This is a genomic window from Terriglobales bacterium (genome assembly GCA_035651995.1).
Classification (GTDB): domain Bacteria; phylum Acidobacteriota; class Terriglobia; order Terriglobales; family Acidobacteriaceae; genus DASRER01.
The window spans coordinates 1-23,813 of the sequence record DASRER010000046.1 but is presented as its reverse complement, the minus strand read 5'-3'; the positions used below and the strand labels follow the sequence as shown (position 1 = coordinate 23,813).

Sequence of the window (23,813 nt, the reverse complement as noted above, 5' to 3'; positions counted from 1 at the left end):
TCAGGCTGCCCGATGCAGGGATTTACCACTGGCTGCTGTTGACTCGCTGGTTCATACCGAGTCCATTACACTATCGTGTTTTAGCCCGGAAGTGTTAGGATAATCGGACTTTAACGCGATGCCACTGAAAACCCTTTTTCTCAACCCACCTTCGTTTGAGAACTTCGACGGCGGCGCGAGTTCGCGCTGGCCTGCTACTCGAGAAATTGAGTCGTACTGGTATCCGGTATGGCTGGCGTACCCGGCAGGAATGCTGGAGGGATCGCGCCTGCTGGACGCTCCTCCGCACCACGTCTCGGTGCAGCAAACCATTGATCTGGCAAAGGATTACGAGTTCCTGGTGCTGTTCACGTCCACCCCCGGCTTCAAGGGCGATTGCAGGCTGGCCGAGGCAATGAAGCAGGTGAATCCGGCGCTGAAGATCGCCTTCGTGGGCCCGCACGTGACCACCCTGCCAGCCAAGGCGCTGAAGGATTGTCCGGCGATCGACTTTGTGTGCCGGCGCGAGTTCGACTACTCGACGGTGGAGTTCGCCCAGGGCAAGCCGCTGGAAAGCATCGCCGGAATTTCATACCGCAACGGTAACCAGGTGGTCCACAACCCGGACCGTCCGTCGGTGGAGAACCTGGATGCGCTGCCGGACGTGACCGATGTCTATCACCGCGATCTCGACGTCAAGCGGTACAACGTGCCCTTCCTGCTGCATCCGTTCGTGTCGTTGTACACCACGCGCGGCTGCCCGGCGCAGTGCACGTTTTGCCTGTGGCCGCAGACGCTGAGCGGACATCCGTGGCGCAAGCGCTCGGCCGACAAGGTTGCGGCCGAGATGGCCAAGGCGAAGGAATACTGGCCGTGGGTGAAGGAATACTTCTTTGACGACGACACGTTCAACATCCAGAAGGCGCGCACCATCGAGCTGTGCTCGAAGCTGAAGCCGCTCGGCCTGACCTGGTCGTGCACTTCGCGCGTGACCACCGACTACGAAACGCTGAAGGCGCAGCGCGAAGCCGGCTGCCGGCTGCTGATCGTGGGATATGAATCGGGCGACCAGCAGATCCTGAAGAACATCAAGAAGGGCGCCACGGTGGAGCGGGCGCGCGACTTCACGCGCGACTGCAAGAAGCTGGACCTGGTGGTGCATGGCGACTTCATCATCGGGTTGCCGGGCGAGACGCGCGAAACCATCCGCCGCACGATTGACTTTGCCAAAGAACTCGACGTCGAGACCATCCAGGTCTCCCTCGCGCACGCCTATCCCGGCACTGAACTCTACGACTTCGCCAAGGCGAACGGCTTCATCACCAACGAGCAGCAGATGGTGGATGAGGGCGGGCACCAGCTGGCGCAGATCGAATACCCCGCGCTGCCGCGCGAAGAAGCGCTGGAGGCGGTGCACCGCTTCTACGACGAGTATTACTTCCGCCCGAAGGCGATCTTCCGCATCGTGCGCAAGGCGGTGTTCAACAACGGCGAGCGGAAGCGGCTGTACAAGGAAGCCAAGTCGTTCATGAAGCTGCGCGCGCAGCGCAACCGCTACGTGAAGGAGCAGAAGGCGGGCGGAATGGCGCCTCCGAATGAGCGGCGTCCGGCGGCGGGCGCGGGCGACGCGGCCGAGCCGGTGAACGCGTTCGAGATCGTGTGACGCTCCGCCGATACCTGCTGCTGGCCACCATCGTCCTGCTGGGCGCGGTCGGCGACACGATGCTTTCGCGCGGCATGAAGGACGTTGGCGCGATCTCCCTCCACAACCTGGGCAGCGCGCTGGGCGCTCTGCTCAACCCCTGGGTGGCCGGCGGCACGCTGCTGCTCATCGGCTTTCTCTCCGGATACACTTCCGCGCTTTCCTGGGCCGACCTGACGTTCGTCCTGCCGGCAACGTCGTTCGGCTACGTTGTCGTGGCGCTGCTCTCGGTCTTCTTCCTCGGTGAAACGGTGACCGTGACGCGCTGGGCGGGGATTTTGCTGATCACCGCCGGGGTGGGCTTCGTTGCCGGAGGACCTTCCTACACCACCAAGCACGAGCGGGCGCGCATCGCCGCGGGCGAGGAGCTGCATGGACGTCCGTGACGCGTATACGTGGGGCGGAATCGCCGCCATCGTGCTCTCTTCGACGGCGGGCGAAATCCTGATCGCCGGCGCGATGCAGCAGGTGGGCGACATGGGCGAGATCACGCGGGCACGCGGCGTGCTCGGCGCGGCGCGCGCGGTCGTGAGCAACGCGCGCTTCTGGATGGGCGTGGGGTTCCTCGCCATCGGATACTTCAGCCTGTTGCTGGCGCTGTCGTGGGGCGACGTGTCGCTGGTGGTGCCGGCCTCGGCGTCGCTGACGTTCGTCACCAACGCGGTGGCCGCCCGCATTTTTCTGCACGAGCGCGTGGACGGCCGGCGGTGGATGGCGGCGGCGTTCGTGGCGGGCGGGGTGGCGCTGCTGGCGCGGTAGTTCTCAGTTCTCGGTTCACAGTAAGGCTGGAACTGGCGGGGAGACGGCGAGGATGGCCGCGTTCAGCCGGCCCAACGCCCCCGTTCGCCCAGGATGATACGCAGGGAGCGTGTGATCTGTTTCTACGCAAGGCGCCGCCACAGCAGAGGAAATGGCGCCGCAAGCAGCGACCTGGCAACAATCGCCCGCACTTCGCCGCGTGAGATCTTCACGCGTTCCCTGATCTGCGCAACGCTCGAGGCGCGCAGCTTCTGAATGGTCTTCAGTCCTATCAAGATGGGCCAGGCGCAGGCCAGGCGGACGCGGAATTGGCCGTAGGGCAGCGTGGTGGTGTAGCGCCAGCCGGCGCTGAGGTGCTGTTCGGCGATGTCGAGATGGCCGCGGTAGAGCGGCACAAACTTCGCTTCGTTCTCCGGCGCGAGCAGGGTCGCGGGCTCCAGACCAGCGGCGCGAAGAGATTCGCGCGGCAGATAACACCGGCCATTCGCGAGGTCGGCGGGCAGGTCGCGCAGTACATTCACAAGTTGCAGGCCCTTCCCGAAGCGGACGCCGTCGGCAATGAGCTGTTCGTCATTGAGCGGCGCGCGGGGAAACAGGTGCGCGCGGCAAAGCCTGGTCCAGAACTCGCCCACGCAGCCGGCGACGCGGTAGGTGTAGTCGTCAAGCTCGGCGTCGGTGTCGAGAGCGGCGCCGGCGCCCCCTTTGTTTGCGCCGAAGCGCAGCAAGTCGAGTTCCTGACCGCTGATGATGGTGGAAAGGACTTCGCGAATGAGTTGCTGGTCCGGCTGTGAAAGGCGGGAAAGCGCGGCGAGCGCTTCGGGCGGACGTTGCAGCAGGGTCTTCTCTGCTTGCGAGGCTTGCTGGGCGGCAAAGCTGTCGAAGCTGTGAGGCGGCGCGGAATCCAGGATCGCTTCGCGAAACTCGCGCAAGGCGGCCAGGCGCTGGTCGAGGGGCAGAGCGTCGGTGTCGGCGATGGTGTCGGCGGTGCGGGCGAGCAGGTACGCGAGGCTGATCTGGGGACGCACGGCGGCGGGCAGCACGCGCAAGGTCAGGTAGAACGAACGCGAGGTCCCGCGCAGCAGTTCATTCAGCGCCGCGGTCATGCCGAGGGTCGCGGCGCCGGCGTGATCGCCCAGCGCGTGAGCCGCAGCCAGAGGCCGCGCAGCAGCAGCAGGCCTTTTTCTCGCGCGGAGAGCCGGATGCGATCGGTGAAGACGTCGTAGTTGCGGGCCACGATCTTCTCCAGCAGGCGGCGATAGATCTCCACCAGCACCCAGAGGGCGGGCCGGGAGTCTTCGTCGATGAGGGGCAGGAGCTTCTGCGCGGCCTGGTAGTGATCGCGCGCGCGGAAGGTCTCCAGTTCGAGCACGCCGCGGAAGCGCGACGCATCGAAGCCGTTGCCCGGCGCCGCCGGCGCCAGTTCCGCGGCCGTGCGCTGGAAGCGCGCCAGGTCGTCGGCCGGGATGTAGATGCGGCCCATCAGCGCATCTTCTTTCACGTCACGGATGATGTTGGTGAGCTGGAAGGCGATTCCGGTTTTCTCCGCGAGCGGTTCGGCGGCGGGATCGCGGTATCCGAAGATCTTGATGCAGACGAGTCCGACGACCGAGGCCACGTGGTAGCAGTAATTGCGGAGTTCGTCGAAGTTCCTGTAGAGGACCGTGGGTTCTGTTGTGCCAGCCGCCGGATTTCCCGCCCTTTCCGGCGCAACGTGCGCGCCGGAAGAGGGTGGGGCGCCCACAGCTTGGTTGGGTGGGGCGCCCACGGACCCGGACACATCCATCGCGGTGCCGGTGATGAGCTCGTCGAGGCGCTGGATGGGGATTTCGAAGCGGCGCTGGGCGTCGGCGAGCGCGAACAGCACCGGATCATCGGTGGCTCCGCCGTCGAGGACGCGATGCAACTCGGCGCGCCAGGCCTCGAGGCGCGCGGCTTTTTCCTGCGGCGGCAGCGTGGTGTCGTCGGCGATGTCGTCGGAGTGCCGCATGAAGGCATAGACGGCGGCCAGCGCGTCGCGCTTCTCCGACGGGAGCACGAGAAAGGCCCAATAGAAATTCCGCGCGTTGCTGCGGGTGATGCCTCGGCACACCGAATACGCGGCGGCGAGCTGCAATGGCGGGGGCTGCCTCATGCGTATCGCCACTGCTCCCACTCAGTGGCCCGGGATGATGGCGGTCTTGATTTCGCCGGTGCGCTTGAGCATGGCCTGCAACACCTGTTGCAGGCGCGAGAGCGGCGCCTCGCCGGTGATGTAATCGTTGCTGCGAATTTTCTTCTCCGCCAGCAGCGCGAAGGCGCGGCGCACGGTGGCGGGCGTGTGGTGGAACGTTGCTTTCAGCGTGATCTCGGAGTAGTGCAGGCGGTTGGTGTCGAGATTGACCTTGGTGCCGCTGGCGCATCCGCCGAAGAAGTTCACCGTGCCGCCCTTGCGGACCATGTCCACGGCCATCTCCCAGCCTTGCGGGCGGCCGATGGCTTCGATGACGACGTCGGCGCCGCGGCGCTCGGGCGTGAGCGAGCGCACGGCGGCAATGGGGTCTTCGATCTTGGTGATCTGCACGACGTCGTGCGCGCCCATGCGCTTGGCGGCGCTGACCTGCTCGTCGTGCTTCACGACCGCCACCACGTTGCAGCCGGCAAGCCGGGCGACCTGGACAAACATCAGTCCGACCGGTCCGGCGCCGATCACCGCGACGGTGTCGCCGATCTGGGCGTGCGTTTCTTCCAGGCCGCGGACGACGCAGGCCAGCGGCTCGACGATGGGCGCTTCCTCCATGGACATCTGCGGAGGAATCACCAGCATGTTCTTCTCGACGATGCGGCGCGGAATCTTGATGAACTCGGCGTAGGCGCCGTTGTTGAACAGCAGGTCTTCGCAGAGGTTTTCCTGGTGGCGCGCGCAGTAGAAGCACATGCCGCACGGAGCCGAGTTGAGCGCGACCACGCGCTCGCCGCGGCGGAAGTTAGTGACCCCATGGCCGGTTTCCGCAACCACGCCGGCCAGCTCGTGCCCGAACAGCGCGGGAGGAACGATCATGCGCGCGTGGTAGCCGCGCTGGTAGACCTTCAGGTCGGTGCCGCAGGTGAGGGCAACTTCGACTTTGACCAGGACCTCGCCGTCTTCGACGCGAGGAATGGGGACGCGCTCAATCTTTACGTCCTCTTTACCGTAGAGGACGGCTGCGGTCATCTTCTTGCCGTTCAAAATAAGTGCCTTTCAATTACGGTACGACACTCAAGGAAGGCTGGATGACTACCTTCATCGAGTCCGGCCGCGGATGCGCAGCCAACTCCAGGGCCTGTACCGCCTGCGCCAGCGGGAAGCGGTGGGTAATCAGCCGCTCCAGGTCGAGTTCGCCGCTGAAGACCAGGCGGGCCGACTCTTCCTGCAAGTCCACCGACGCGCTATAGGAGCCCAGCAGCGTCTTCTCGTCCACGCAAACGGCAGCCGGATCGAAACGCGCTTCGCTGCGCACCGTCTGGGCAAACAGCATCACCCGCCCGCCCGGACGCGCCGCGTCCAAGGCAACCGGAATCAAGCTGTTACCGGCGACGGCGAGCAAGACCGCGTCGGCGCCGCGTCCGCCAGTCAGTTCCCTCACGCGGTCGACCACGTTGGCGCCCGAGGCGTCGATGGTCGCCTGAATGCCCAGCGATGCAGCTATTTTAAGCCTTGGGACGAACAAATCGGAAGTGATTACCTCGCCTCCGGCCCGCCGCGCCAGCAGGGCCAGCAGCAGGCCAATGGGGCCTTGTCCCATGACCAGAACGCTCTCACCACGCTGAAGTTGCAGCTGTTCGATTGCCTTCAGGCAGGTATTGACCGGCTCCACGAACGATGCCTGCTCGAAGCTGACGCCGTCAGGGATGCGCACCACGCCACGCTGTGGCATGCGCTCGCCGACATCTCCCACAATCCAGGGCAGGACGCGCACGTATTCGGCGAAGCCGCCGCCCGAGGGCTCAAAGCCGGCGGTGACGCCGACCTTCTTGTACGTGGGGCACTGGGCGAAAACTTTCTTGGAGCAGTAGTAGCAGCGCCCGCAGGGGATGTGGTGGAAGACCATCACGCGATCGCCCGGCCGAAAGGCCGTGACACCTTCCCCTACAGCGGCAATGGTTCCAGCGGTTTCGTGACCAAAGATGCGCGGGGCCGAGTGCGAGCCGGTCGAGATCTTCTTCAGGTCCGTGCCGCAGATGCCGCAGGTGTGCACGCGGATGAGCACCTCGCCGCGGCCGATCTCGGGAACGGGAACGGTCTCGATGCGCACGTCATTGACGCCGCGATAGACGGCGGCGGTCATGGTGGCCGGGATGGCGCGCGAGGCGGCGCCCGCTCCGGGTTGGGTGATGGTGGCCATCAGCTGCTTTGCGCCGATACAGAATTGTAGCTGCTGCGCGGGCCGGCGTGGGTGTCGCGAATCATCGTGGTGAGCAGCTCGGCGAGGGCCTCGGCGGCGGCGGCGCTGTGGCGCTTGAGTTTCCAGATGAGCGGCCACCACGCCGGGCGCACGGCGGCGTGGAGGGTGAAGCGGGCGGCCTGGAAGCGGCCGTCTTGGTCCACGAAAGGCTGGAGCGGCGGCAGCGGAAAGTCGAGCGCATCGGACACCGCCTTTGCAGCCAGCAGGGGGATGCCGTGCTTCGCGGCGACCGAGGCGATGGCTGCGCCCTCCATGTCCACGATGTCGGCCGAGAAACGCGCGGCGAGTTCGCGCTTGAGTTCGACGCCGGCGATCACGCGCGAGCTGACCACGGTCCCGGCGCCGCGCAGCGTGGCATAACGCTGGCCGGTAGCTTCTTCGATAATGATGGCGGGGGTGAGCGTCTTGCCGAGCGTCCACTCAGGCTTGAGCCCGCCGGCGAGGCCGGCAGCGATGATCAGGTCGGGACGCGCGTAGGCGATGGTGGCTTCGGCGGCGCGCTGCCCCGCTTCGTAGCCGATGCCGCCGCAGAGCGCAACCTCGTCGCCGTGCTCGTAGAACTCGTACCGGCGCCCGGCATGCTCGAACTCACGCTGCTCCCATCCGCGGATGAGCGGCCAGATTTCGGTGGGCATGGCCGTCACGATGGAGACCCTAGGCATAGCCGTGCTCCCGGAACCAGGCGATGGCGCGGCGCAGGGCGTCGTCGATCGGGCCGGCCTTCCATTCCAGCTCCCTTTCCGCCTTGGCCGATGACGCCCACATCTTCTTGCGGCCCATGCGCACGGCTTCGCGCGTGGCGCGCGGTTCGCGCTTGCGGATGCGGCCGGTGAAGGTCTCGTCGAACGTCGCGAAGGCCATGGCAACCCCATGCGGCACGCGCACCTTGGGCGAAGGCAGGCCGGTGATGGCGGCGAGCCGGTCGAGGAGCTGCTTCAACGTAAGGTTTTCGCCTCCCAGGATGTAGCGTTCGCCGGGCCTGGCCCGCTCGCAGGCGGCGAGGTGTCCGCGGGCGACGTCGGCCACGTCCACCAGGTTCAGCCCGGTGTCCACGTAGGCGGGAAACTTGCGCTTGAGGAAGTCCACGATGATGCGGCCGGTGGGCGTGGGTTTGATGTCCTGCTCGCCGATGGGCGTGGTCGGGTTGACGATGACGACGTTTGCGCCGCTGCGTCCCGCTTCGAGCGCGACCTGTTCGGCGAGGAACTTGGAGCGCTTGTAGTGGCCCACCATGTCGGCCACCGAAACCGGCGAGTCTTCGTCGGCGATGCGGCCGTCGGAGCCGAAACCCATGGTGGCGACGCTTGACGTATAGACGATGCGGCCCACACCGGCGACCAGTGCAGCCTCGATCAGGCGGCGCGTGCCTTCCACGTTGGCCAGGTACATGGCTTCGGGATCGCGCACCCACAGACGATAGTCGGCGGCCACGTGGAAAACGGCGTCGCATCCGGCGAGCGCGCTCGCGTAGGTTTTGGGATCGGTGAGGTCGCCGATGACGCGCTCGGCGTTCAGGCCTTCGATGTTCTGCGTGCGTGAGGACGAGCGGACGAGCAGGCGCAGTTCGGCGCCTTGCGCGGCCAGGGCCTGCGCGACGTGGCTTCCCACGAAGCCGGTGGCACCGGTGATGAAAACTCGTTTCAAGTTTCCCGTTTCACGTTGCGCGTTTCGGCGATTGTAAGGCTTACGCGGGACTGCAGTGGCGAAGTAGGGGTCCTTCGACTGCGTGCGCGTCGCGCGGAGCGCATCGCGCACTCGGCTCAGGATGACGTTCAATCCAGCGGCTCGGGGTGCAGCCCGATGTTCTTCTCGCCGGCTGCCTTTTTCTCTTTGTACTTCTTCACCCAGGCTTCGAAGCTCTTGCCGGCGGCGGTGTCTTTGCCGAAGGCGAGGGCGGCGATGTCGCTGTAACGGACGTTCACCTTGGCGCGCTCGTTCTTCGGAATGACGCGGGCGATGCAGTCGGCCAGCGCGGGCGAATCGGCGCGGCGGTCGAAGACGTAGCCCTCGATCTTGGTCCCGTCCTTGAGCGTGATGACGAGGTCGCCGCGATAGTCGAAGGCTTTCTCGAGCGCCACACGGACCTCGTCTTCGGTGGCGAGCGCCGGAATCCAGCCTTCCAGGTTCTCGTGCTCGACGCCTAACTTCTCATCCTCTTCGGACGCGGCTTTCGCGGCGGTCGAGTTCGGATGCAGGTTGGAAGCTTCACGACCGGACATTGGTTATGCCTGAGGCGTAGAAATCTGCACGAGCGGGCCGTGGCTCGCAGCGGGTGCCGGCGGCGGGCCGACGTCGGGGTCGCGATAGCTGTTGAACAGCGAGGCGCGCACTGTGGCCAGGAAGCCGCGCAGCGAACCGAACGTGTCGTTGACCGCGCTGGCCTCAAAACCAGAGTGGACCATGCAGTTGGCACACTTGGGATTGCCGTGCTCGGCGCCGTAGCGCTCCCAGGCGGTGGTCTCGAGCAGCTCCTGGAACGTGTCGGCGTAGCCGTCCTGCATGAGATAGCAGGGTTTCTGCCAGCCGAAGATGTTGTACGTGGGCATGCCCCACGGCGTGCAGTTGTAATCGCGCCGGCCCATGAGGAACTCGAGGAACAGCGGGCTCATGTTGAACTTCCAGCGCGGGCTGCGGTTCGACAGGATGTGGCGGAACAGGCGGCGGGTCTTCTTCTTGCTGAGGAAGTGCTCCTGGTCGGGCGCCTTGTCGTAGGTGTAGCCGGGCGAGAGCATCATGCCCTCGACGCCCAGGTCCATCATCTCGTCAAAGAATGCGCGCACCGATTCGGGATCGGCGCCTTCGAACAGCGTGGTGTTGGTGGTCACGCGGAAGCCGCGCTCCAGCGCCGCCTTGATGCCTTCGTAGGCCTTGTCGTATCCGCCTTCCAGACAGACGGAAAAGTCGTGGTGCTCGCGCTGGCCGTCCATGTGGACAGAGAAGGTGAGGTACTTGGTCGGCGTGAACAGGTGGAGTTTTTCTTTCAGCAGCAGCGCGTTGGTGCACAGGTAGATGTACTTCTTGCGCGCGACCAGGCCGGCGACAATCTCAGCGATCTGCGGGTGAAGCAACGGCTCGCCGCCCGGGATGGCGACGGTTGGCGCGCCGCATTCGTCAACCGCGCGGAAGCACTCTTCCGGGGTGAGCTGCGACTTGAGGATGTGGGCCGGATACTGGATCTTGCCGCAGCCGGCGCAGGCCAGGTTGCAGCGGAACAGCGGCTCCAGCATCAGGGTGAGCGGGTACCGCTTGCGTCCCGCCATACGCTGGCGCAGGACGTAAGTGGCTACCGTCCACATCTGTGAAATCGGGACAGCCATTCAGCTCCCTGCCGGGGCTAAAGCCCCGATGCAATCTCTTCGTATTTCACCGGGCTAAAGCCCGGTGCTTCCACCGGCTTCCGCGCTCCCCAGCGCTTTCGCGTATGCCGTGAGCGCCAGCAGCGGGAAATAAATCTCGTACAGGTGGTACTTCAAGTAGAAGACGCGGGGGAAGCCGGTGCCGGTATAGTCGGGCACGCGCCAGGCGCCGTCTTTCTTTTGCGTCTTCAATAAATATGCGACGCCGCGGGTGATCGAATCGCTGCGCGTGTCGCCGGCGGCGAGCAGCGCCAGCACCGCCCATGCGGTCTGCGAGGGCGTGCTCGGGCCTGCGCCTTTAGTGTTTGGATCGTCGTAGGAGCCGCAAGTTTCTCCCCAGCCGCCGTCGTGGTTCTGCACCATGCGCACCCACTCGGCGGCCTGCTGCACGAACGGCTCGTGGTGGTCTACGCCGATGGCGTCAAGCCCGCGCAGCACCTGCATGGTGCCGTAGAGATAGTTCACGCCCCAGCGCCCGAACCACGAACCATCGGACTCCTGCTGCTTGCGAATGAAGGTGAGCGCGCGCTCGATCTGCTTCTCGTCGCGGTTGTGGCCGTAAGCGGCCAGCATTTCCAGCACGCGGCCGGTAATGTCGACCGTGGCCGGATCGAGCATGGCGTTGTGGTCGGCGAACGGGATGTGCTGGAAGACCATGCGGTCGTTGTCTTTGTCGAACGACGCCCAGCCGCCGTCCTTGCACTGCATGGCGTAGATCCAGGCGATGGCGCGTTGCGCCACCTCGTGCTGATAGCGTTCGCGCGGGTTGTCCACGCGCTCCAGCGCGAGCAGCACCATGGCGGAGTCGTCCACGTCGGGATAGAACTCGTTGTTGAACTCGAAGTACCAGCCGCCCGGCTCGACGTTGCGCGCCTTCACCGCCCAGTCGCCCTTGTGGCGCACTTCCTTGCTCAGGAGCCAATCGGCAGCCTTGAGCAGGCGCGGATCGCGCGAAGAGACGCCGGATTCGGCCAGCGCGAACAGCGCGTAGGCCGTGTCCCACACCGGCGACTTGCACGGCTGCATGCGGAAGGTGGGCTCGCGGCGCGCTTCGTCGGATGCGGCGGGATCGCCCGGCTCTTCGATGCCGAGGTTCTCGAATTCATCGAGCGCGCGGATGAGCTGCGGATCGTCGAGCGAGTAGCCCAGGCAGCGCAGCGCGATGATGGAATTCATGATGCCCGGGAAGATGGCGCCCAGGCCGTCAGACATTTCCATGCGCTCGAGCATCCAGCGCTCGGCGACCTTCAGCGCGATCGAGCGCAGCGGCCGCACGTGCACGCGCTCGAACATGTGCGTCATGCGGTCGGCCACGAGGAAGAAATTCCGCCAGCTGACGAGCTTCTTGTCCCACGGCAGGCGCATGCCGCTGCGCGTGCGCGTTCCGGGGCGGTAGAGCTCTTCCACGCCCATCTCGTCGGGAATCTTCTTGAACGGCTTCTTGGCGTAGGCGATGGCCAGCGGCACCAGAATGGCGCGCGACCATGACGAGATTTCGTACAGGTTGAACCAGAACCACTTGGGAAACAGCACGATCTCCGGCGGGATGGCCGGGACGGCGTCGTAGTCGTACTGGCCGAAGAAGCAGAGATAAATCTTGGTGAAGGTGTTGACCTGCGTGACGCCGCCCAGTTCCAGCACTTTTTCGCGGGCGCGCCCGAGCGCCGGATGATCGGCCTTGTAGCCGGCGAGCTTGAGCGCGAAATACGCCTTCACCGATGCGCTGATATTCGAGGGGCCGCCCGGGTAAAGGCTCCATCCGCCATCGGTGTTCTGGTGCCGGAGGATCCAGTTCGCCGCGGCGCGCATGCGGCCTTCGGCGCCGGTGCCAAGCAGCGTGTGCAGCAGGATGTAGTCGGATTCCAGCGTCGCGTCGGCTTCCAGTTCGCCGCACCAGTAGCCTTCCTCGGACTGGAGCGAGAAGAGGAAGCGGCGCGAGGCGTCGGCGGCAGCCGCCACGCGGCTGCGCATGTCGTCAATCTTGCCGAACAGGATTTCCGCCGGCCGGCGGGTCAGCGAGCTGTCGTCCATTCCGTTCATTCCGCGGTGGCGACTGAGGGCGCGGCGGCGATTGCCTCCACGATCTCAGGGGGGAGACCGAACCGCACGTGCTCGGGCATGACTTCGAGCTCGCGCAGGTTGGTGTAGCCGGCGCTACGAAGGAACTCGACAACCTCTTCCACCAGGCACTCGGGGGCGGAGGCGCCAGCGGTCAATGCAATGGTCTTCACGCCTTCGAGCCACTGCGGCTTGATGGCGCGGTAGTTTTCGATCAGGTACGAACGCGTGCCCAGGTTCTGCGAGACCTCGACCAGGCGGTTCGAGTTCGAGCTGTTGTCGGAACCGACGACCAGCACCAGTTCGGCCTCTTCGGCGACGTGCTTGACGGCCACCTGGCGGTTCTCGGTGGCGTAGCAGATGTCCTGCGCGGCGGGCCCCTTGATGTTGGGGAACTTGCGCTGCAGGGCCTCGATCACGTCTTTGGCTTCGTCGAGCGAAAGCGTGGTCTGGGTGAGGTAGGCCACGCGGTTCGGGTCGGGGACGCTGATGGCGTCCACTTCCTCGGGCGAGCCGACCACCTGGGTCACGGCGGGCGCTTCGCCCAGAGTGCCGATGACCTCGTCGTGGTCGCGATGGCCGATGAGGATGAGCGAGTAGCCTTCGCGGGCGAACTTCACCGCCTCGACGTGGACCTTGGTCACGAGCGGGCAGGTGGCGTCAATGACGCGCAGCTTGCGCGCCTGGCTTGCCTCGCGGACCTCGGGCGAGACCCCGTGCGCGCTGTAGATAACGCGCTCGCCGTAGGGCACCTCGGCCACGCTGTCAACGAAGACGGCGCCCTTGGCGGTCAGCTCCTCAACCACGTAGCGGTTGTGGACGATTTCCTTGCGGACGTAGATGGGCGGGCCGAAGGCGTCGAGGGCGATGCGGACGATATCGATGGCACGGACCACCCCGGCGCAGAAGCCGCGGGGCTTGAGCAACAGCAAGGTCTTAGCGTCGGGAGAGGGAGTCATCCGTGCTCCAGTATATGGGAACCGCCCGGCTCTGGGGAAGCTCGAAGCATACCCGTAACCCCTTGGATAATGGAACCTAAGCGACTGGAATGGCGGGAATTAGCAGCGAATGGCAACCATTGACCATTGAATACCGGGTCATCGGGCCTCACATTGTATATCGGGCGATCGGGTCATTGAAGATTGGGCCGAACACCAAAACGCAAGGCCCAATGACCCAATGACCCGATGACCCGATGACCCGATATTCAATGCCTCAGCATCTGCTCGGCGTGCTTGAGCGAGGTATCGGTGACCTTCTCGCCGCTGAGCATGCGCGCGATCTCGCGGCGGCGCTCCTCGGCGTCGAGCGGGCGGATGCTGGTGCGGGTGCGTCCGCTTCCCTCTTTCTTCTCGATGGCGAAGTGCTGGTCGGCGAAGGCCGCGATCTGAGGCAGGTGAGTCACGCAGAGGACCTGGTAGCGGGCGGCAAGCGCTTTGAGTTTTCGGCCCACGGCTTCGGCAGCGCGTCCGCCGATGCCGGTGTCGATTTCGTCGAAGACGAGCGTCGTCGGTCGCTGGTCGTCGGTCGTCGGCTTATGACCTGAGCTCCGCGAGCGCCCGCCATTGGATGCTGCGCCCGCGTGCTGCACGCTGACTTTGAGGGCGAGCATGACGCGCGAGAGTTCGCCGCCTGAGGCGATCTGCTCCACGGGGCGGAGCGGGTCGCCGGGGTTGGTGGCGATCAGGTAGCGTACCTGGTCGAAGCCGGATGACGTCCAGCGCTCGGTTGAAGCTTCGTCGGCGGTGATTTCTGCGCGGAATTTCACTTTCATCGCGAGGTCGTTGACCTCGGCTTCGACGCGTTTCTCCAGGTCTTTCGCTGCGGCGGCGCGGCGGCGGGAGAGTACGCGGGCCGCCTCGCGGTACTTCTCTGCTGCGGCGCCGAGGCCGGCCTTGAGGCGGCGCAGGGCCTGGTCGCGGTCCTCGACTTCGTCGAGCTTGCGGGCCACATCTTCGCCGAAGGCGATGACGTCGGCGAGCGTAGCGCCGTACTTGCGCTTGAGCTTGTCGAGCAGCGCGAGGCGGTCTTCGACTTCGGCCAGCCGCTCGGGCGAGGCCTGGATGCCGGCGGCGTAGTCGCGCAGCATGATGCCGAGGTCCTCGGCGGCGATGCGCGCCGACTCGAGTTGCGCGATGGCATCGCGGAAGCGGTCGTCGAAGCGCTGAAGCTGCTCCAGCGGTCGCGCGGCGGCGCGCAGCGCGGCGGCCGCCGAGTGCTCGCCGTCATAAAGAAGGTCGAACGCCGTGTTCGCGGCTTCGTACACGCGCTCGGCGTTGGCGAGCACGTGCTTCTCGGTTTCCAGGCGTTCGTCTTCGCCGGGCTCGAGCGCGGCGCCGAGAATTTCCTTTTTCTGAAACGACCACAGGTCCACCAGGCGCAGGCGGTCCTGCTCGTTCTGTTCGAGGTCAGCGAGGCGGGCGCGCAGGTCGCGCCAAGCGTCAAAGGCGGCCGCGACGGCAGACGTATCAAGCACGGCGAACTGATCGAGCAGGGCGAGCCGCGCGGCGGCGTCGAATGAGAGGATGCTTTCGCTCTGCGCATGAATCGCCGCCAGGTGCGGCGCCAGTTGCCGCAGCACAGCGACGGTGGCTGGCTGGTTGTTGACGAACACGCGGCCCTTGCCGCCGGGGGCGATCTCGCGGCGGATGATCACCGGCTCGCCGGCTTCCGCGCTCAGGCCATTGGCGTCGAGGATCGCAGTGGCGTGCTTCTCATCCGCCGGTTGGAAGACTCCGGCCACGATGGCGCGCTCGGCGCCGTGGCGGACCACGTCGCTCGAAGCTTTTTCTCCGAGCAGGAGCGCGAGCGCGTCCACCAGGATGGACTTGCCGGCGCCGGTCTCGCCGGTGAGCAGATTCAGGCCGGGAGCGAACTCCACCGCCAGAGTGTCGATGACAGCGTAGTTTTCAACCCGCAGCTCAAGGAGCACGAAGTCGTCCCGGTGAGGAGTTGGGCGAAGAATAGCACGGAGAACAATTTGCTATTGGTGAATGGCCATCTGCTATTGGTTATTGGTGACTGATGCGAGTCCTGGTGGGCCCACGCGGGTCAGGCTGGTCCGGGTAGGGATCCTTCGACTTCGTCCGGTTCCGCGTGCGCCGAATCGGACTTCGTTCAGGATGACGGCGTGACGAACACGGAGCGTTCCGGATCAACCGAAAATCCGCAAGAAGGGGTGGACTATAATGAGAGCGCCGCGACTGACACGATGACCATCTTCCCTTTCTCTGCATACGTGATCGGAGGCGAGATCGCCAACCTGATCGAGCAATCAGGCGCAGTGGCGAAAATCGTTCTCCTGATCCTGCTGGCCTTCAGCGTTCTTTCCTGGGCGATCATCCTGAGCAAGTGGGGCCTGCTGCGGCGCGCGCGCGTGCAGAGCGGCCGCTTCCTGCGCGCCTTCCGCAAAGCGCAGCGCATACAGGACGTGGCCGCCGTGGCCGAGCAGTTCAAGCCGTCGCCGCTGGTGGCCGTCTTCGACCATGCCTACGAGGAACTGCGCAAGCAGGGCGGCGCGCCGCGCAACATCATCGCCCTTCAGCGATCCATACAGATAGGCGCGTCGGAGGAGCTGACGCGGCTGGAGCGCCGCCTGCCCTGGCTGGCAACGACCGGCGCGGTCACGCCGTTCATCGGGCTGTTCGGCACGGTGTGGGGCATCATCGACGCCTTCCACGGACTGGGCGACGCCGGCGCGGCAACGCTGCGCGCGGTGGCGCCCGGCATCTCCGAGGCGCTGATCACGACGGCGGCGGGCTTGTTCACGGCAATCCCGGCGGTGATCGCCTACAACCTGCTGACCAACGGCATCCGCGAGTTCGGCTCCCGCATGGACGACTTCGGGCTGGAGTTCCTGAACGCGGTGGAGCGGGCGCCGGCGGCGCGGGCCGCTGAAACGATGGAAGTGGGGAGATAACCCGCTGCCGGCTGCTAGCGGCTGGCTGCTAGCTCAAGCAAAATCGCCTGTCCGCCAGCGGGCGGCAGCGGTACTTGGTTTTGGCCAGGAGCCAGCAGCGGGCAGGCGCTTTTATGGCATTTACGAACAACCAGGGACGCACGCAAACTTCGCTCTCCGAGATCAACATCACGCCGTTCGTGGACGTGGTGCTGGTGCTGCTCATCATCTTCATGGTGACGGCGCCGATCCTGCAGTCGGGCATCGAGGTCGCCGTGCCCAAGACGCGCACGGTGAAGGAGATCACCGAGGAGCGCGTGGTGATCTCCATCGACAAGGCGCAGCGGGTTTACCTGGGCAACGATCCGGTGAACATCAACGAGATCGCGGCCAGGCTGCGGACCAAGATTCGCGATCCGCAGAACCAGTCGATCTTCCTGCGGGCCGATGAGAACGTGCCCTTCGGCGCCTTTGCCACGGTGATGGACGCGGTGAAGCAGTCAGGCATTTCCAACGTGAGCATCGTCACCCAACCGCTGCACGAGGGCCCCGCGAGGTAAGCCGCCTGCGATGCCCGCGACTGCCGACATCTTCGAACAGCGCGACGACATCAGGGTGCCGCTGGGCGCCAGTGTGGCGCTGCACGCCATGCTCTTCGGCGGAATCCTGCTCTACGCGGCTGTGCGCGGCGGATTGCACCGCGAGGACTGGGGCGGAGGAGGATCGGGATCGGGCGCGGCCATGAGCGCCACCCTGGTAAGCGCCGTGCCGCTGCCGGCGCGCGAGGCGCCCGCGGAGAACGTGCTGGCGAACGAGTCGAAGGGTGTGTCGCAGTCGTTGCCCAGGCAGGTGGAGCAGGCGCCGCCGGAGACCCTCGCGATTCCCGATCGGGAAACGAAAAAGGTCAGGAAAGACACCAAGACCGCCACCAATCCGAAGCCGCAGCCGGTCGAACAGGCCTCGAACGTAGTTCCCTTCGGACAAGGCGGACCGGTGAGCGCTCCATTCACCACCTTCAACGCGGGCGCGGCGACCGGCGGCCTGAGCTTCGGCGGAGGCGGCGGCGACTTCGGCAGCCGCTACGCGTGGTACGTCGACAAAGTGCGGCGCGTGGTCTCGGAGAACTGGCTGAAGTACGAGGTTGACCCGAACGTGGTCAACACCAAGCGCGTGTACCTGACCTTCGACATTCAGCGCAACGGCGCGCCGTCGAACGTGCAGGTGGAGCAGTCGAGCGGCATTCCGTCGCTGGACATTTCGGCCAAGCGCGCCTTGCAGCGCATTGACACGTTTGGGCCGCTGCCGCCGGATTATCGCGGCGACAAAGTTTCCGTTGAGTTCTGGTTCGATTACCGGCGGTAGAGCAAGTGCCGAGTGCTGAGTACCCAGTCCCGAGTTCAGGAGCGTACCGAGTGCGAAGTACTGATTGGCGAGCGAGACGTAGCAGGCTACGTCTCTATGGAGCGCTCTTTGCGGCGCTCGTCGTTTTCAACGCAGCGGCGGCGGCCCAGGATTGGATTCGCACCGGCACCGGCCTCGGCGTCGAAAGGGTCCGGCTGGCGGCGGCCGACTTCAAGTTGGCGACGCCGGCCAACGGGCAGTCGGTCGAGCTGCTGAAGACGTTCAACGACACGCTGTGGAACGACCTGGAGAGCGCCGGCATCTTCGATATGGTGTCGAAGAGTTTCTATCCGCTGGCGATTCCCGGCGCGCCGCAGGAGATGAAGCTCGACGCCTGGGGCAATCCGCCGCCCAATGCCGGCATGGTGGCGTTCGGCAACATCGGCGTGGCCGACACCAACCTTGCCATGCAGGGCTGGCTGTTCGATGCCAAGAACGCGAACTCGCCGCAGGTGCTCGGCAAACAATATCGCGACACGGCCACCACCGAAGGCGCGCGCCGGGTGGCGCACAAGTTCGCCAACGAGATCATCTTCCAGCTCGGCGGCGGAATTCCCGGCATCGCCGAGAGCAAGATTTATTTCATCAGCGGGCGCAGCGGGAGCAAGGAAGTGTGGGCCATGGACTACGACGGCTACGGCCAGCACCAGGTGACCAAGCTCGGCTCCATCGCGCTTTCGCCGCGCGTTTCGCCCGACGGCACGCGGGTGGCGTTCACGTCGTTCATCAACGGCAAGCCGGACGTGGTGATGTACTCGCTCGAATTAGGGCGGCTGGTGAGCTTCCCGCGATTCTCCGGGACAACCTCGTCGCCGGCCTGGTCGGCCGACGGCACCAGGATCGCGTTTTCGTCGTCCCTGCCGGGTGATCCGGAAATCTACGTGGCCGACGCGAGCGGCGCGGGCGCCAGGCGAATTACGGCCGTGCACGGCCCCGACGTCTCGCCGGTGTGGAACCCCAAGACGGGAGCGCAGATCGCTTTCGTGAGCGGACGCAGCGGGCTGCCGCAGATCTACATCATGGACGCCGACGGCACCAACCCGCAGCGCATCACCGACCAGGGATACGCGGTTTCGCCCTCGTGGTCGCCCAATGGGCAGTTCCTGACCTTCGCCTGGAACCGCCACTATGGGCCTGGCGCGCCGGGCGGGCTGGACATTTACATCATGGACATTGCCAGCCGGCAGTGGGTGCAGCTCACGCACGATTCGGGAGTGAACGATTATCCGTCGTGGGCGCCGGACGGGAGGCACATCGTGTTCCAGTCCACCCGTTCGGGCAGCCCGCAGATATGGACGATGCTGGCCGACGGCACGCAGCAGAAGCCGCTGACCAGCGGTGGCGCCAACATGATGCCGAACTGGAGCGCGAGGTAGCCGCCGGCTTGCTGACAAGCCGGCAACTTTGGATGTATTCTCAGCAGTTCCGTTGGACAGACGCAGTTGAAGTGCAGCAATGGCGCACATGCGCATCGGGAGGATGAGGTGAAGCACCGCAACGCGAAGTGGACTCTGATTGTTGCCCTGGCCGGTCTCCTGCTGGTTACCGCCTGCAAGAAGAAGGAAGCCGCGCCGCCGCCCCCGCCGCCTCCGCCGCCGCCGGCTCCGACGGCCAGCATCAGCGCGAACCCGAACACGGTGCAGCGCGGGCAGTCCACCACGCTCACCTGGCGCACCGAGAACGCCACCGACGTGAACATTGAGGGCGTCGGCAAGGTTGACCTGAGCGGATCGCAGCAGGTCACGCCCAGCGACTCCACCAGCTATCGCCTCACGGCCAAGGGCCCGGGCGGAACGCAGGAGGCAACCGCGCGCGTCACGGTGGTCGCGCCGCCGCCACCGCCGCCGGCCGCGGTCAGCGTAACGCTGGAAGAGGACTTCGCGCGCAACGTGCGCGACATTTTCTTCGACTATGACCAGTACGACGTCCGCGCTGACGCGCAACCGGCGCTGCAGTCCACGGCGGCGTGGCTGAAGGCGCATCCGGGCGTGAAGGTCACCATCGAAGGACACTGCGACGAGCGCGGCTCCACCGAGTACAACCTGGCGCTGGGCGATAACCGCGCCCATGCCGCCCTCACAGCCCTGGGCCAGATGGGCGTTCCCAACGGCGCCCTCAACACGGTCAGCTTCGGCAAGGAAAAGCCGTTCTGCACCGAGTCGAACGAGCAGTGCTGGCAGCAGAACCGCCGGGCACACTTCGTGCTGGCGGGCCGCTAGTCCTTCAGCACCGGGGTTCCCCACCCTTCGTCACACAACGGCGAAAGGGTGGGGCGCCCACAGCCGGGCAACTTGCGGCGTTGCGGCCCGCCTGTCCCACAGCGGTTTCCTCCCGGAGTACTAGACTTCAAATCGCCCGCTGGCATCTAATCTGACTTATGCGAAACAGAGTGCTTGCTCTTCTGATCGTGGTCGTGGCTGCCGCACCCGCGCTGGCCGCCAACAAGGAAATGGTGCAGCTGCAGACGCAGGTGCAGGCGCTGCAGGACGCGATGGCGCGCATGCAGCAGTCGTTCGACGAGCGCATGGGCGTGATGCGCAACCTGATCGAGCAGTCCACCGATACCACCAACAAGCTGGCCTCCAGCGTGACCGCCCTGCAGCAGGAATTGCAGAAGCAGCACGCCGACACCGGCACGCGCGTGGACCAGGTATCGGCGCAGATCCAGGCGCTGAACGATTCCGTGGACGAGCTGAAGGCGCGCATGGCGAAGGTCACCAAGCAAATGGACGACCTGGCCGCGGCGCAGCAGAACCTGCCCGCAGCCGGCGCGCCAGCCGGACAGCCCGCCGCCGGTGGACCGGCCGCCCCGCCGCCGCAGCCGCAAGCGCCCCCGGCTGACGTGCTCTACAACAACGGCCTGCGTGACTACAACTCCGGCCGCTACGACCTTGCGGTGCAGGAGTTCAACGATTACTTGAAGTATTACGCAACCACCGATCTGGCCGGCAACGCGCAGTTCTACCTGGCCGACATCCTCTACCGGCAGGGCAACTACGACGGCGCGGTGGCGGGATACGACAAGGTGCTGGAGCAGTATCCCGGCGGAAACAAGACGGCGGCGGCGCAACTCAAGAAGGGCTTCGCGCTGCTCGAACTCGGCCAGCGCCAGGCAGGCGTGCGCGAGCTGAAGAACCTGATCGCGCGCTATCCGCGCTCGATCGAGGCGCAGCAGGCGCGCGACCGGTTGCGGAAGCTGACGCCGGCCTCGAGCAGGCGGTGAGTTCCTGCCGCGGGATGACGCGGATGAACGCCGACTAGAACTCAGGCCGTCCCCGCGGGACCTGCCTCCTTTTCTCACGCTTAGCCGGCAATTCGCGCTGGGCCACACTCAGTCGCGCTTCGCGCTGGTGCCGCATCCGCGACGCACTCCCGATTGATTGAATCGCGACTTTGATTTGAATCCGCGTTCAGCCGCGTCCATCCGCGTCAGGAAGTTCCCGCTACTTCGGAATTCCCAACTCACGCAGGCAATAGCGGATCTCGGTCGCCATGTCGGTAACGCGCATGCCCTGCGCGACCATGAGCTTGCAGGAGAGCCCGACGTGCGACTTGGTGCCTTCGCCCATGTCGTAGGTGACGCGGCAATACTGGCAGTCTTCGTTCCAGCAGAAGCGGCCCATGGAGATGTTCTCCGGCGCCAGGTATTGCAGGGCCCGCAGCAGCATGTTGCCCTCAGGCACGGAAAACTCCTTGCCCTTGATGCTGATCTGCACCAGCTTCTCGAAAGGCTTGTAGAGCGGGCCGGGCGAACTCATGCCGGGATTTTAGGGTGGAATGCCGCGCCGGGAAAGGCTTTTGCGGCTCCGGGGATGACGGCGGTAACTGCGGAACCACGGCTGCGTGGAGGTCCCTCGGCCGTCACGCGACTGACGGGCCTTGCTCCGCGCAGCCGTGACAAGTACTGCGACCTTTTCGAACCCGGCGGCCTGGAGAAAGTTGCGCGGGCAACGGCGCGGCGACATCTGATTGCGAAGCAACATCTTTGGCGGACGTGGCCGCGCCCGCCGAGCAGCGTGGTCGCCGCGATGACGATGCCCTTGTGCTCCGGCGGAGGCGAGGTGGGACGTGAAACTTTAAGACCTGTTTCGTTAAAACCATTCGCTGCGGAAGGCGATCCACCAGCTCACCCAGAGCGCCGGGATGTTGGCGGCGACAGCCCACCAGAATGGCAGCGTGAAATCGGCAATGAGCCCGAGGACGGCGTAGATGAGCCAGAACATGCGCTTCTGCACGGCGGGATTGTAGCGCCTCGCTCACTGCCGGAGCACGCGGCGACTGTCTTCCCGACTTCGGGACTGGTTCCCATGCGCTGCTCCCACACCGCCGCGGGGCGAAACGCGCAGCGCGCCTGACACGCTTCTTGCCTAAGATGCCGTCGCGCCTGAGCTGGCTTTCCGGGGGTGCGTGCTTCCGGCGCAGCGGGTAACTCTTTAGAGGTGAGCTGCAAACAGAAAGGCCCCGCGCGGCGGCGCGGGGCCTCTTTTCACTTTTCACTATCCACGATCCAGTGTTTCTTACGTCAGCTCTTCCATCACCGTGTCGAGCGCCGACTTCGGCGGGCGCGTCAGCGATTCGGGCAGCGTGGCCAGTGGCGCGTCCGTCAGGTTCAGCAGGTCGAGGAAGTTCGGCTTCTGCGTATTGACGTAGAAGACGCCGGTGAGTACCTCGCCCTTCTCGTGCGCCTCGTGCAGGCGTGTCATGGCGCCGATCCGGTTGGTCGGATCGTAGTCCTCTTCGAGCTTGCGCAGGCGCAGGCGCGAGCCGTCGTGCATGGTGACTTCGGTGGTCGAGCCGGGCTCGTAGTCCACGGCGATGTCTTCGAAGAAGGGCACGAAGTTCACGTCGTGGATGGGCTCGTCATGGTCCTTCATGTACTTGTACGACTTGGTGGAGCCCTCGTGGTCGTTGAAGGTCACGCAGGGCGAGATCACGTCGAGCATCACGGTGCCGTTGTGCGCCAGCGCGGCTTTCATCATGGCCGAAAGCTGCTTCTTGTCGCCGGAGAAGGAGCGCCCGACGAAGGTGGCGCCGAGTTCGATCGCCAGGGCGCAGGTATCAATCGGCGGTAGGTCGTTGATGACACCGGTCTTCAGCTTGGAGCCAAGATCAGCGGTGGCGGAGAACTGTCCCTTGGTCAGGCCGTACACGCCGTTGTCTTCGATGATGTAGATGATGGGCAGATTGCGGCGCATGAGGTGGACGAACTGGCCCATGCCGATCGAGGCTGTATCGCCATCGCCGCTGACTCCGAGCGATAGCATGCTGCGGTTTGCCAGCACTGCGCCGGTGGCGATTGAAGGCATGCGTCCGTGGAGGGAGTTGAAGCTGTGCGCGCGGCTCACGAAGTACGCAGGCGTCTTCGAAGAGCAGCCGATGCCCGAGAGCTTGAGCACTCGCTCTGGCTGCACACCCATCTCGTACAGCGCGTCGATTACGCGTTCCGAAATGGCATTATGGCCGCAGCCGGCGCAGAGTGTGGTCTTGCCGCCGCGATAATCGAGGACCTGCAAACCAAGCCGATTCGTCTTGGGGGCGGGAACGGAGGTTGGAGTCGAGGCCATGAACTACTTACCTTCCTGAGAGATGATGTCGTCGGTTACGGACCGCGCGTCTATGGGAAGTCCATTGAAATGACGCACGCTGCGAAGTCGGGGACTGTGCGACGGATTGATATCTAATTTCAGCAGGCTGAGCATTTGGGAGTCGCGATTTTGCTCGACCACGTACACGCGATCGTGCTTCTCGATGAACTCGTGCACCTCGCGGCTGAATGGGAAGGCGCGAATGCGGAGGTAGTCGATATCGAGACGATACTCGCGCTTGAGTTGGTCGCGGCTTTCGCGTACCGCAAAATCGCTGCTACCGTAGGCGATCACGCCGAGTTTGACGCCGTTATTTGCGACTACTTCGGGCCGCGGCACAATCGATCGCGCCGTCTCAAACTTACGTGCCAGACGCTCCATGTTGTTCTGATAGTCATCCGGACGCTCGCTGTATTGCGCCTTTTCGTTATGTCCGGAGCCGCGCGTGAAGTATGCGGCGGCTGGGTGATCGGTGCCAGGCAGCGTGCGGTAGGGAATGCCGTCTTTATCTACATCTTTATAGCGCGCGAAACCGCCAAGCCGATTCAGGTCTTCGGCGGTGAGCACCTTGCCTCGCTTGAACGGTTTGTCCGGATATGGGAATGGATCAGACATCCAGTTATTCATTCCCAAATCGAGATCTGACAGCACGAA

The 23,813-nt window shown here is 65.0% G+C and carries 24 protein-coding genes; 9 read left to right on the top strand and 15 right to left on the bottom strand.

Annotated elements, in window-relative coordinates; translation table 11 throughout:
* The first annotated feature begins 118 nt into the window (after positions 1-118).
* Genes hpnJ through VFA60_15430 form a run of 3 tightly spaced genes read left to right on the top strand, consistent with a single transcriptional unit; the run spans position 119 to position 2,440 of the window.
* A complete protein-coding gene (hpnJ, locus tag VFA60_15440) occupies positions 119-1,642 on the top strand; it encodes a hopanoid biosynthesis associated radical SAM protein HpnJ (GenBank protein HZQ93185.1) in 1,524 nt (507 codons plus the stop codon).
* On the top strand, positions 1,639-2,067 hold the full coding sequence (locus VFA60_15435; protein ID HZQ93184.1) for an EamA family transporter: 429 nt from the start codon (positions 1,639-1,641) through the stop codon (positions 2,065-2,067). The genes hpnJ and VFA60_15435 overlap by 4 nt, the downstream gene beginning before the upstream one ends.
* Complete coding sequence (locus VFA60_15430; protein HZQ93183.1) at positions 2,054-2,440, top strand: hypothetical protein; 387 nt, start codon at positions 2,054-2,056, stop codon at positions 2,438-2,440. Before VFA60_15435 ends, VFA60_15430 begins: the two co-directional genes overlap by 14 nt.
* 122 nt (positions 2,441-2,562) lie before the next feature.
* On the opposite strand, the gene VFA60_15425 is transcribed toward VFA60_15430, so the two are convergent.
* The 11 genes from VFA60_15425 to recN form a co-directional block, all read right to left on the bottom strand.
* The gene (locus VFA60_15425) at positions 2,563-3,543 is read right to left on the bottom strand and encodes a phytoene/squalene synthase family protein (GenBank protein HZQ93182.1); all 981 of its coding nucleotides are present in this window, start codon (positions 3,541-3,543) and stop codon (positions 2,563-2,565) included.
* On the bottom strand, positions 3,540-4,571 hold the full coding sequence (locus tag VFA60_15420; GenBank protein HZQ93181.1) for a phytoene/squalene synthase family protein: 1,032 nt from the start codon (positions 4,569-4,571) through the stop codon (positions 3,540-3,542). Before VFA60_15420 ends, VFA60_15425 begins: the two co-directional genes overlap by 4 nt.
* Before the next feature lie 21 nt (positions 4,572-4,592).
* Complete coding sequence (locus VFA60_15415; protein HZQ93180.1) at positions 4,593-5,630, bottom strand: zinc-binding dehydrogenase; 1,038 nt, start codon at positions 5,628-5,630, stop codon at positions 4,593-4,595.
* A 31-nt stretch (positions 5,631-5,661) separates the two neighbouring features.
* The gene (locus tag VFA60_15410) at positions 5,662-6,801 is read right to left on the bottom strand and encodes a zinc-dependent dehydrogenase (GenBank protein ID HZQ93179.1); all 1,140 of its coding nucleotides are present in this window, start codon (positions 6,799-6,801) and stop codon (positions 5,662-5,664) included.
* Entirely contained in the window at positions 6,801-7,523 is a 723-nt protein-coding gene (locus VFA60_15405; protein HZQ93178.1) for a hypothetical protein, read from the bottom strand. Before VFA60_15405 ends, VFA60_15410 begins: the two co-directional genes overlap by 1 nt.
* Positions 7,516-8,505 carry a hopanoid-associated sugar epimerase gene (hpnA, locus tag VFA60_15400; GenBank protein HZQ93177.1) on the bottom strand — a complete coding sequence of 330 codons (990 nt, stop codon included), beginning with the start codon at positions 8,503-8,505 and terminating at the stop codon, positions 7,516-7,518. Before hpnA ends, VFA60_15405 begins: the two co-directional genes overlap by 8 nt.
* Positions 8,506-8,633: 128 nt before the next feature.
* Positions 8,634-9,080, bottom strand: a complete 447-nt coding sequence (locus VFA60_15395; GenBank protein ID HZQ93176.1) for a hypothetical protein — start codon at positions 9,078-9,080, stop codon at positions 8,634-8,636.
* A 3-nt stretch (positions 9,081-9,083) separates the two neighbouring features.
* Complete coding sequence (gene hpnH / locus VFA60_15390; GenBank protein ID HZQ93175.1) at positions 9,084-10,178, bottom strand: adenosyl-hopene transferase HpnH; 1,095 nt, start codon at positions 10,176-10,178, stop codon at positions 9,084-9,086.
* A gap of 54 nt (positions 10,179-10,232) precedes the next feature.
* Complete coding sequence (shc, locus tag VFA60_15385; GenBank protein HZQ93174.1) at positions 10,233-12,248, bottom strand: squalene--hopene cyclase; 2,016 nt, start codon at positions 12,246-12,248, stop codon at positions 10,233-10,235.
* Between the two features lie 5 nt (positions 12,249-12,253).
* A complete protein-coding gene (gene ispH / locus VFA60_15380) occupies positions 12,254-13,234 on the bottom strand; it encodes a 4-hydroxy-3-methylbut-2-enyl diphosphate reductase (protein HZQ93173.1) in 981 nt (326 codons plus the stop codon).
* A 248-nt stretch (positions 13,235-13,482) separates the two neighbouring features.
* On the bottom strand, positions 13,483-15,207 hold the full coding sequence (recN, locus tag VFA60_15375; protein HZQ93172.1) for a DNA repair protein RecN: 1,725 nt from the start codon (positions 15,205-15,207) through the stop codon (positions 13,483-13,485).
* A 279-nt stretch (positions 15,208-15,486) separates the two neighbouring features.
* Here recN and VFA60_15370 point away from each other — a divergent pair, with 279 nt between their 5' ends.
* The 6 genes from VFA60_15370 to VFA60_15345 all read left to right on the top strand — a co-directional run bounded on the left by VFA60_15370 (position 15,487) and on the right by VFA60_15345 (position 20,797).
* The gene (locus VFA60_15370; protein HZQ93171.1) at positions 15,487-16,194 is read left to right on the top strand and encodes a MotA/TolQ/ExbB proton channel family protein; all 708 of its coding nucleotides are present in this window, start codon (positions 15,487-15,489) and stop codon (positions 16,192-16,194) included.
* Between the two features lie 113 nt (positions 16,195-16,307).
* Positions 16,308-16,733 carry a biopolymer transporter ExbD gene (locus tag VFA60_15365; protein ID HZQ93170.1) on the top strand — a complete coding sequence of 142 codons (426 nt, stop codon included), beginning with the start codon at positions 16,308-16,310 and terminating at the stop codon, positions 16,731-16,733.
* Between the two features lie 10 nt (positions 16,734-16,743).
* Complete coding sequence (locus tag VFA60_15360) at positions 16,744-17,535, top strand: TonB family protein (protein HZQ93169.1); 792 nt, start codon at positions 16,744-16,746, stop codon at positions 17,533-17,535.
* A 50-nt stretch (positions 17,536-17,585) separates the two neighbouring features.
* Positions 17,586-18,950: a Tol-Pal system beta propeller repeat protein TolB gene (gene tolB / locus VFA60_15355; GenBank protein HZQ93168.1), complete on the top strand. Its 1,365-nt coding sequence runs from the start codon at positions 17,586-17,588 to the stop codon at positions 18,948-18,950.
* Between the two features lie 108 nt (positions 18,951-19,058).
* Positions 19,059-19,793, top strand: a complete 735-nt coding sequence (pal, locus tag VFA60_15350; protein ID HZQ93167.1) for a peptidoglycan-associated lipoprotein Pal — start codon at positions 19,059-19,061, stop codon at positions 19,791-19,793.
* A 170-nt stretch (positions 19,794-19,963) separates the two neighbouring features.
* Entirely contained in the window at positions 19,964-20,797 is an 834-nt protein-coding gene (locus VFA60_15345; protein HZQ93166.1) for a tetratricopeptide repeat protein, read from the top strand.
* 220 nt (positions 20,798-21,017) lie between these two features.
* Here VFA60_15345 and VFA60_15340 read toward each other — a convergent pair whose 3' ends face one another.
* From VFA60_15340 to VFA60_15325, 4 genes are all read right to left on the bottom strand, one after another.
* Complete coding sequence (locus VFA60_15340) at positions 21,018-21,332, bottom strand: 2Fe-2S iron-sulfur cluster-binding protein (GenBank protein HZQ93165.1); 315 nt, start codon at positions 21,330-21,332, stop codon at positions 21,018-21,020.
* Between the two features lie 333 nt (positions 21,333-21,665).
* Positions 21,666-21,809 carry a hypothetical protein gene (locus VFA60_15335; protein HZQ93164.1) on the bottom strand — a complete coding sequence of 48 codons (144 nt, stop codon included), beginning with the start codon at positions 21,807-21,809 and terminating at the stop codon, positions 21,666-21,668.
* Positions 21,810-22,091: 282 nt separating this feature from the next.
* Positions 22,092-23,138 carry a 2-oxoacid:ferredoxin oxidoreductase subunit beta gene (locus VFA60_15330; GenBank protein ID HZQ93163.1) on the bottom strand — a complete coding sequence of 349 codons (1,047 nt, stop codon included), beginning with the start codon at positions 23,136-23,138 and terminating at the stop codon, positions 22,092-22,094.
* Positions 23,139-23,141: 3 nt separating this feature from the next.
* Positions 23,142-23,813, bottom strand: a 672-nt coding sequence (locus VFA60_15325; GenBank protein HZQ93162.1) for a 2-oxoacid:acceptor oxidoreductase subunit alpha, incomplete at its 5' end; no start/stop codon positions are given.

Excerpts from the sequence above, each read along its gene's own strand:
- hpnJ (HZQ93185.1), top strand. The coding sequence starts at position 119 with ATGCCACTGAAAACCCTTTTTCTCAACCCACCTTCGTTTGAGAACTTC.
- VFA60_15430 (HZQ93183.1), top strand. The coding sequence starts at position 2,054 with ATGGACGTCCGTGACGCGTATACGTGGGGCGGAATCGCCGCCATCGTG.
- VFA60_15425 (HZQ93182.1), bottom strand. The coding sequence starts at position 3,543 with ATGACCGCGGCGCTGAATGAACTGCTGCGCGGGACCTCGCGTTCGTTC.
- VFA60_15420 (HZQ93181.1), bottom strand. The coding sequence starts at position 4,571 with ATGAGGCAGCCCCCGCCATTGCAGCTCGCCGCCGCGTATTCGGTGTGC.
- VFA60_15415 (HZQ93180.1), bottom strand. The coding sequence starts at position 5,630 with ATGACCGCAGCCGTCCTCTACGGTAAAGAGGACGTAAAGATTGAGCGC.
- VFA60_15410 (HZQ93179.1), bottom strand. The coding sequence starts at position 6,801 with ATGGCCACCATCACCCAACCCGGAGCGGGCGCCGCCTCGCGCGCCATC.
- VFA60_15405 (HZQ93178.1), bottom strand. The coding sequence starts at position 7,523 with ATGCCTAGGGTCTCCATCGTGACGGCCATGCCCACCGAAATCTGGCCG.
- VFA60_15395 (HZQ93176.1), bottom strand. The coding sequence starts at position 9,080 with ATGTCCGGTCGTGAAGCTTCCAACCTGCATCCGAACTCGACCGCCGCG.
- hpnH (HZQ93175.1), bottom strand. The coding sequence starts at position 10,178 with ATGGCTGTCCCGATTTCACAGATGTGGACGGTAGCCACTTACGTCCTG.
- shc (HZQ93174.1), bottom strand. The coding sequence starts at position 12,248 with ATGGACGACAGCTCGCTGACCCGCCGGCCGGCGGAAATCCTGTTCGGC.
- ispH (HZQ93173.1), bottom strand. The coding sequence starts at position 13,234 with ATGACTCCCTCTCCCGACGCTAAGACCTTGCTGTTGCTCAAGCCCCGC.
- VFA60_15370 (HZQ93171.1), top strand. The coding sequence starts at position 15,487 with ATGACCATCTTCCCTTTCTCTGCATACGTGATCGGAGGCGAGATCGCC.
- VFA60_15365 (HZQ93170.1), top strand. The coding sequence starts at position 16,308 with ATGGCATTTACGAACAACCAGGGACGCACGCAAACTTCGCTCTCCGAG.
- VFA60_15360 (HZQ93169.1), top strand. The coding sequence starts at position 16,744 with ATGCCCGCGACTGCCGACATCTTCGAACAGCGCGACGACATCAGGGTG.
- VFA60_15340 (HZQ93165.1), bottom strand. The coding sequence starts at position 21,332 with ATGAGTTCGCCCGGCCCGCTCTACAAGCCTTTCGAGAAGCTGGTGCAG.
- VFA60_15330 (HZQ93163.1), bottom strand. The coding sequence starts at position 23,138 with ATGGCCTCGACTCCAACCTCCGTTCCCGCCCCCAAGACGAATCGGCTT.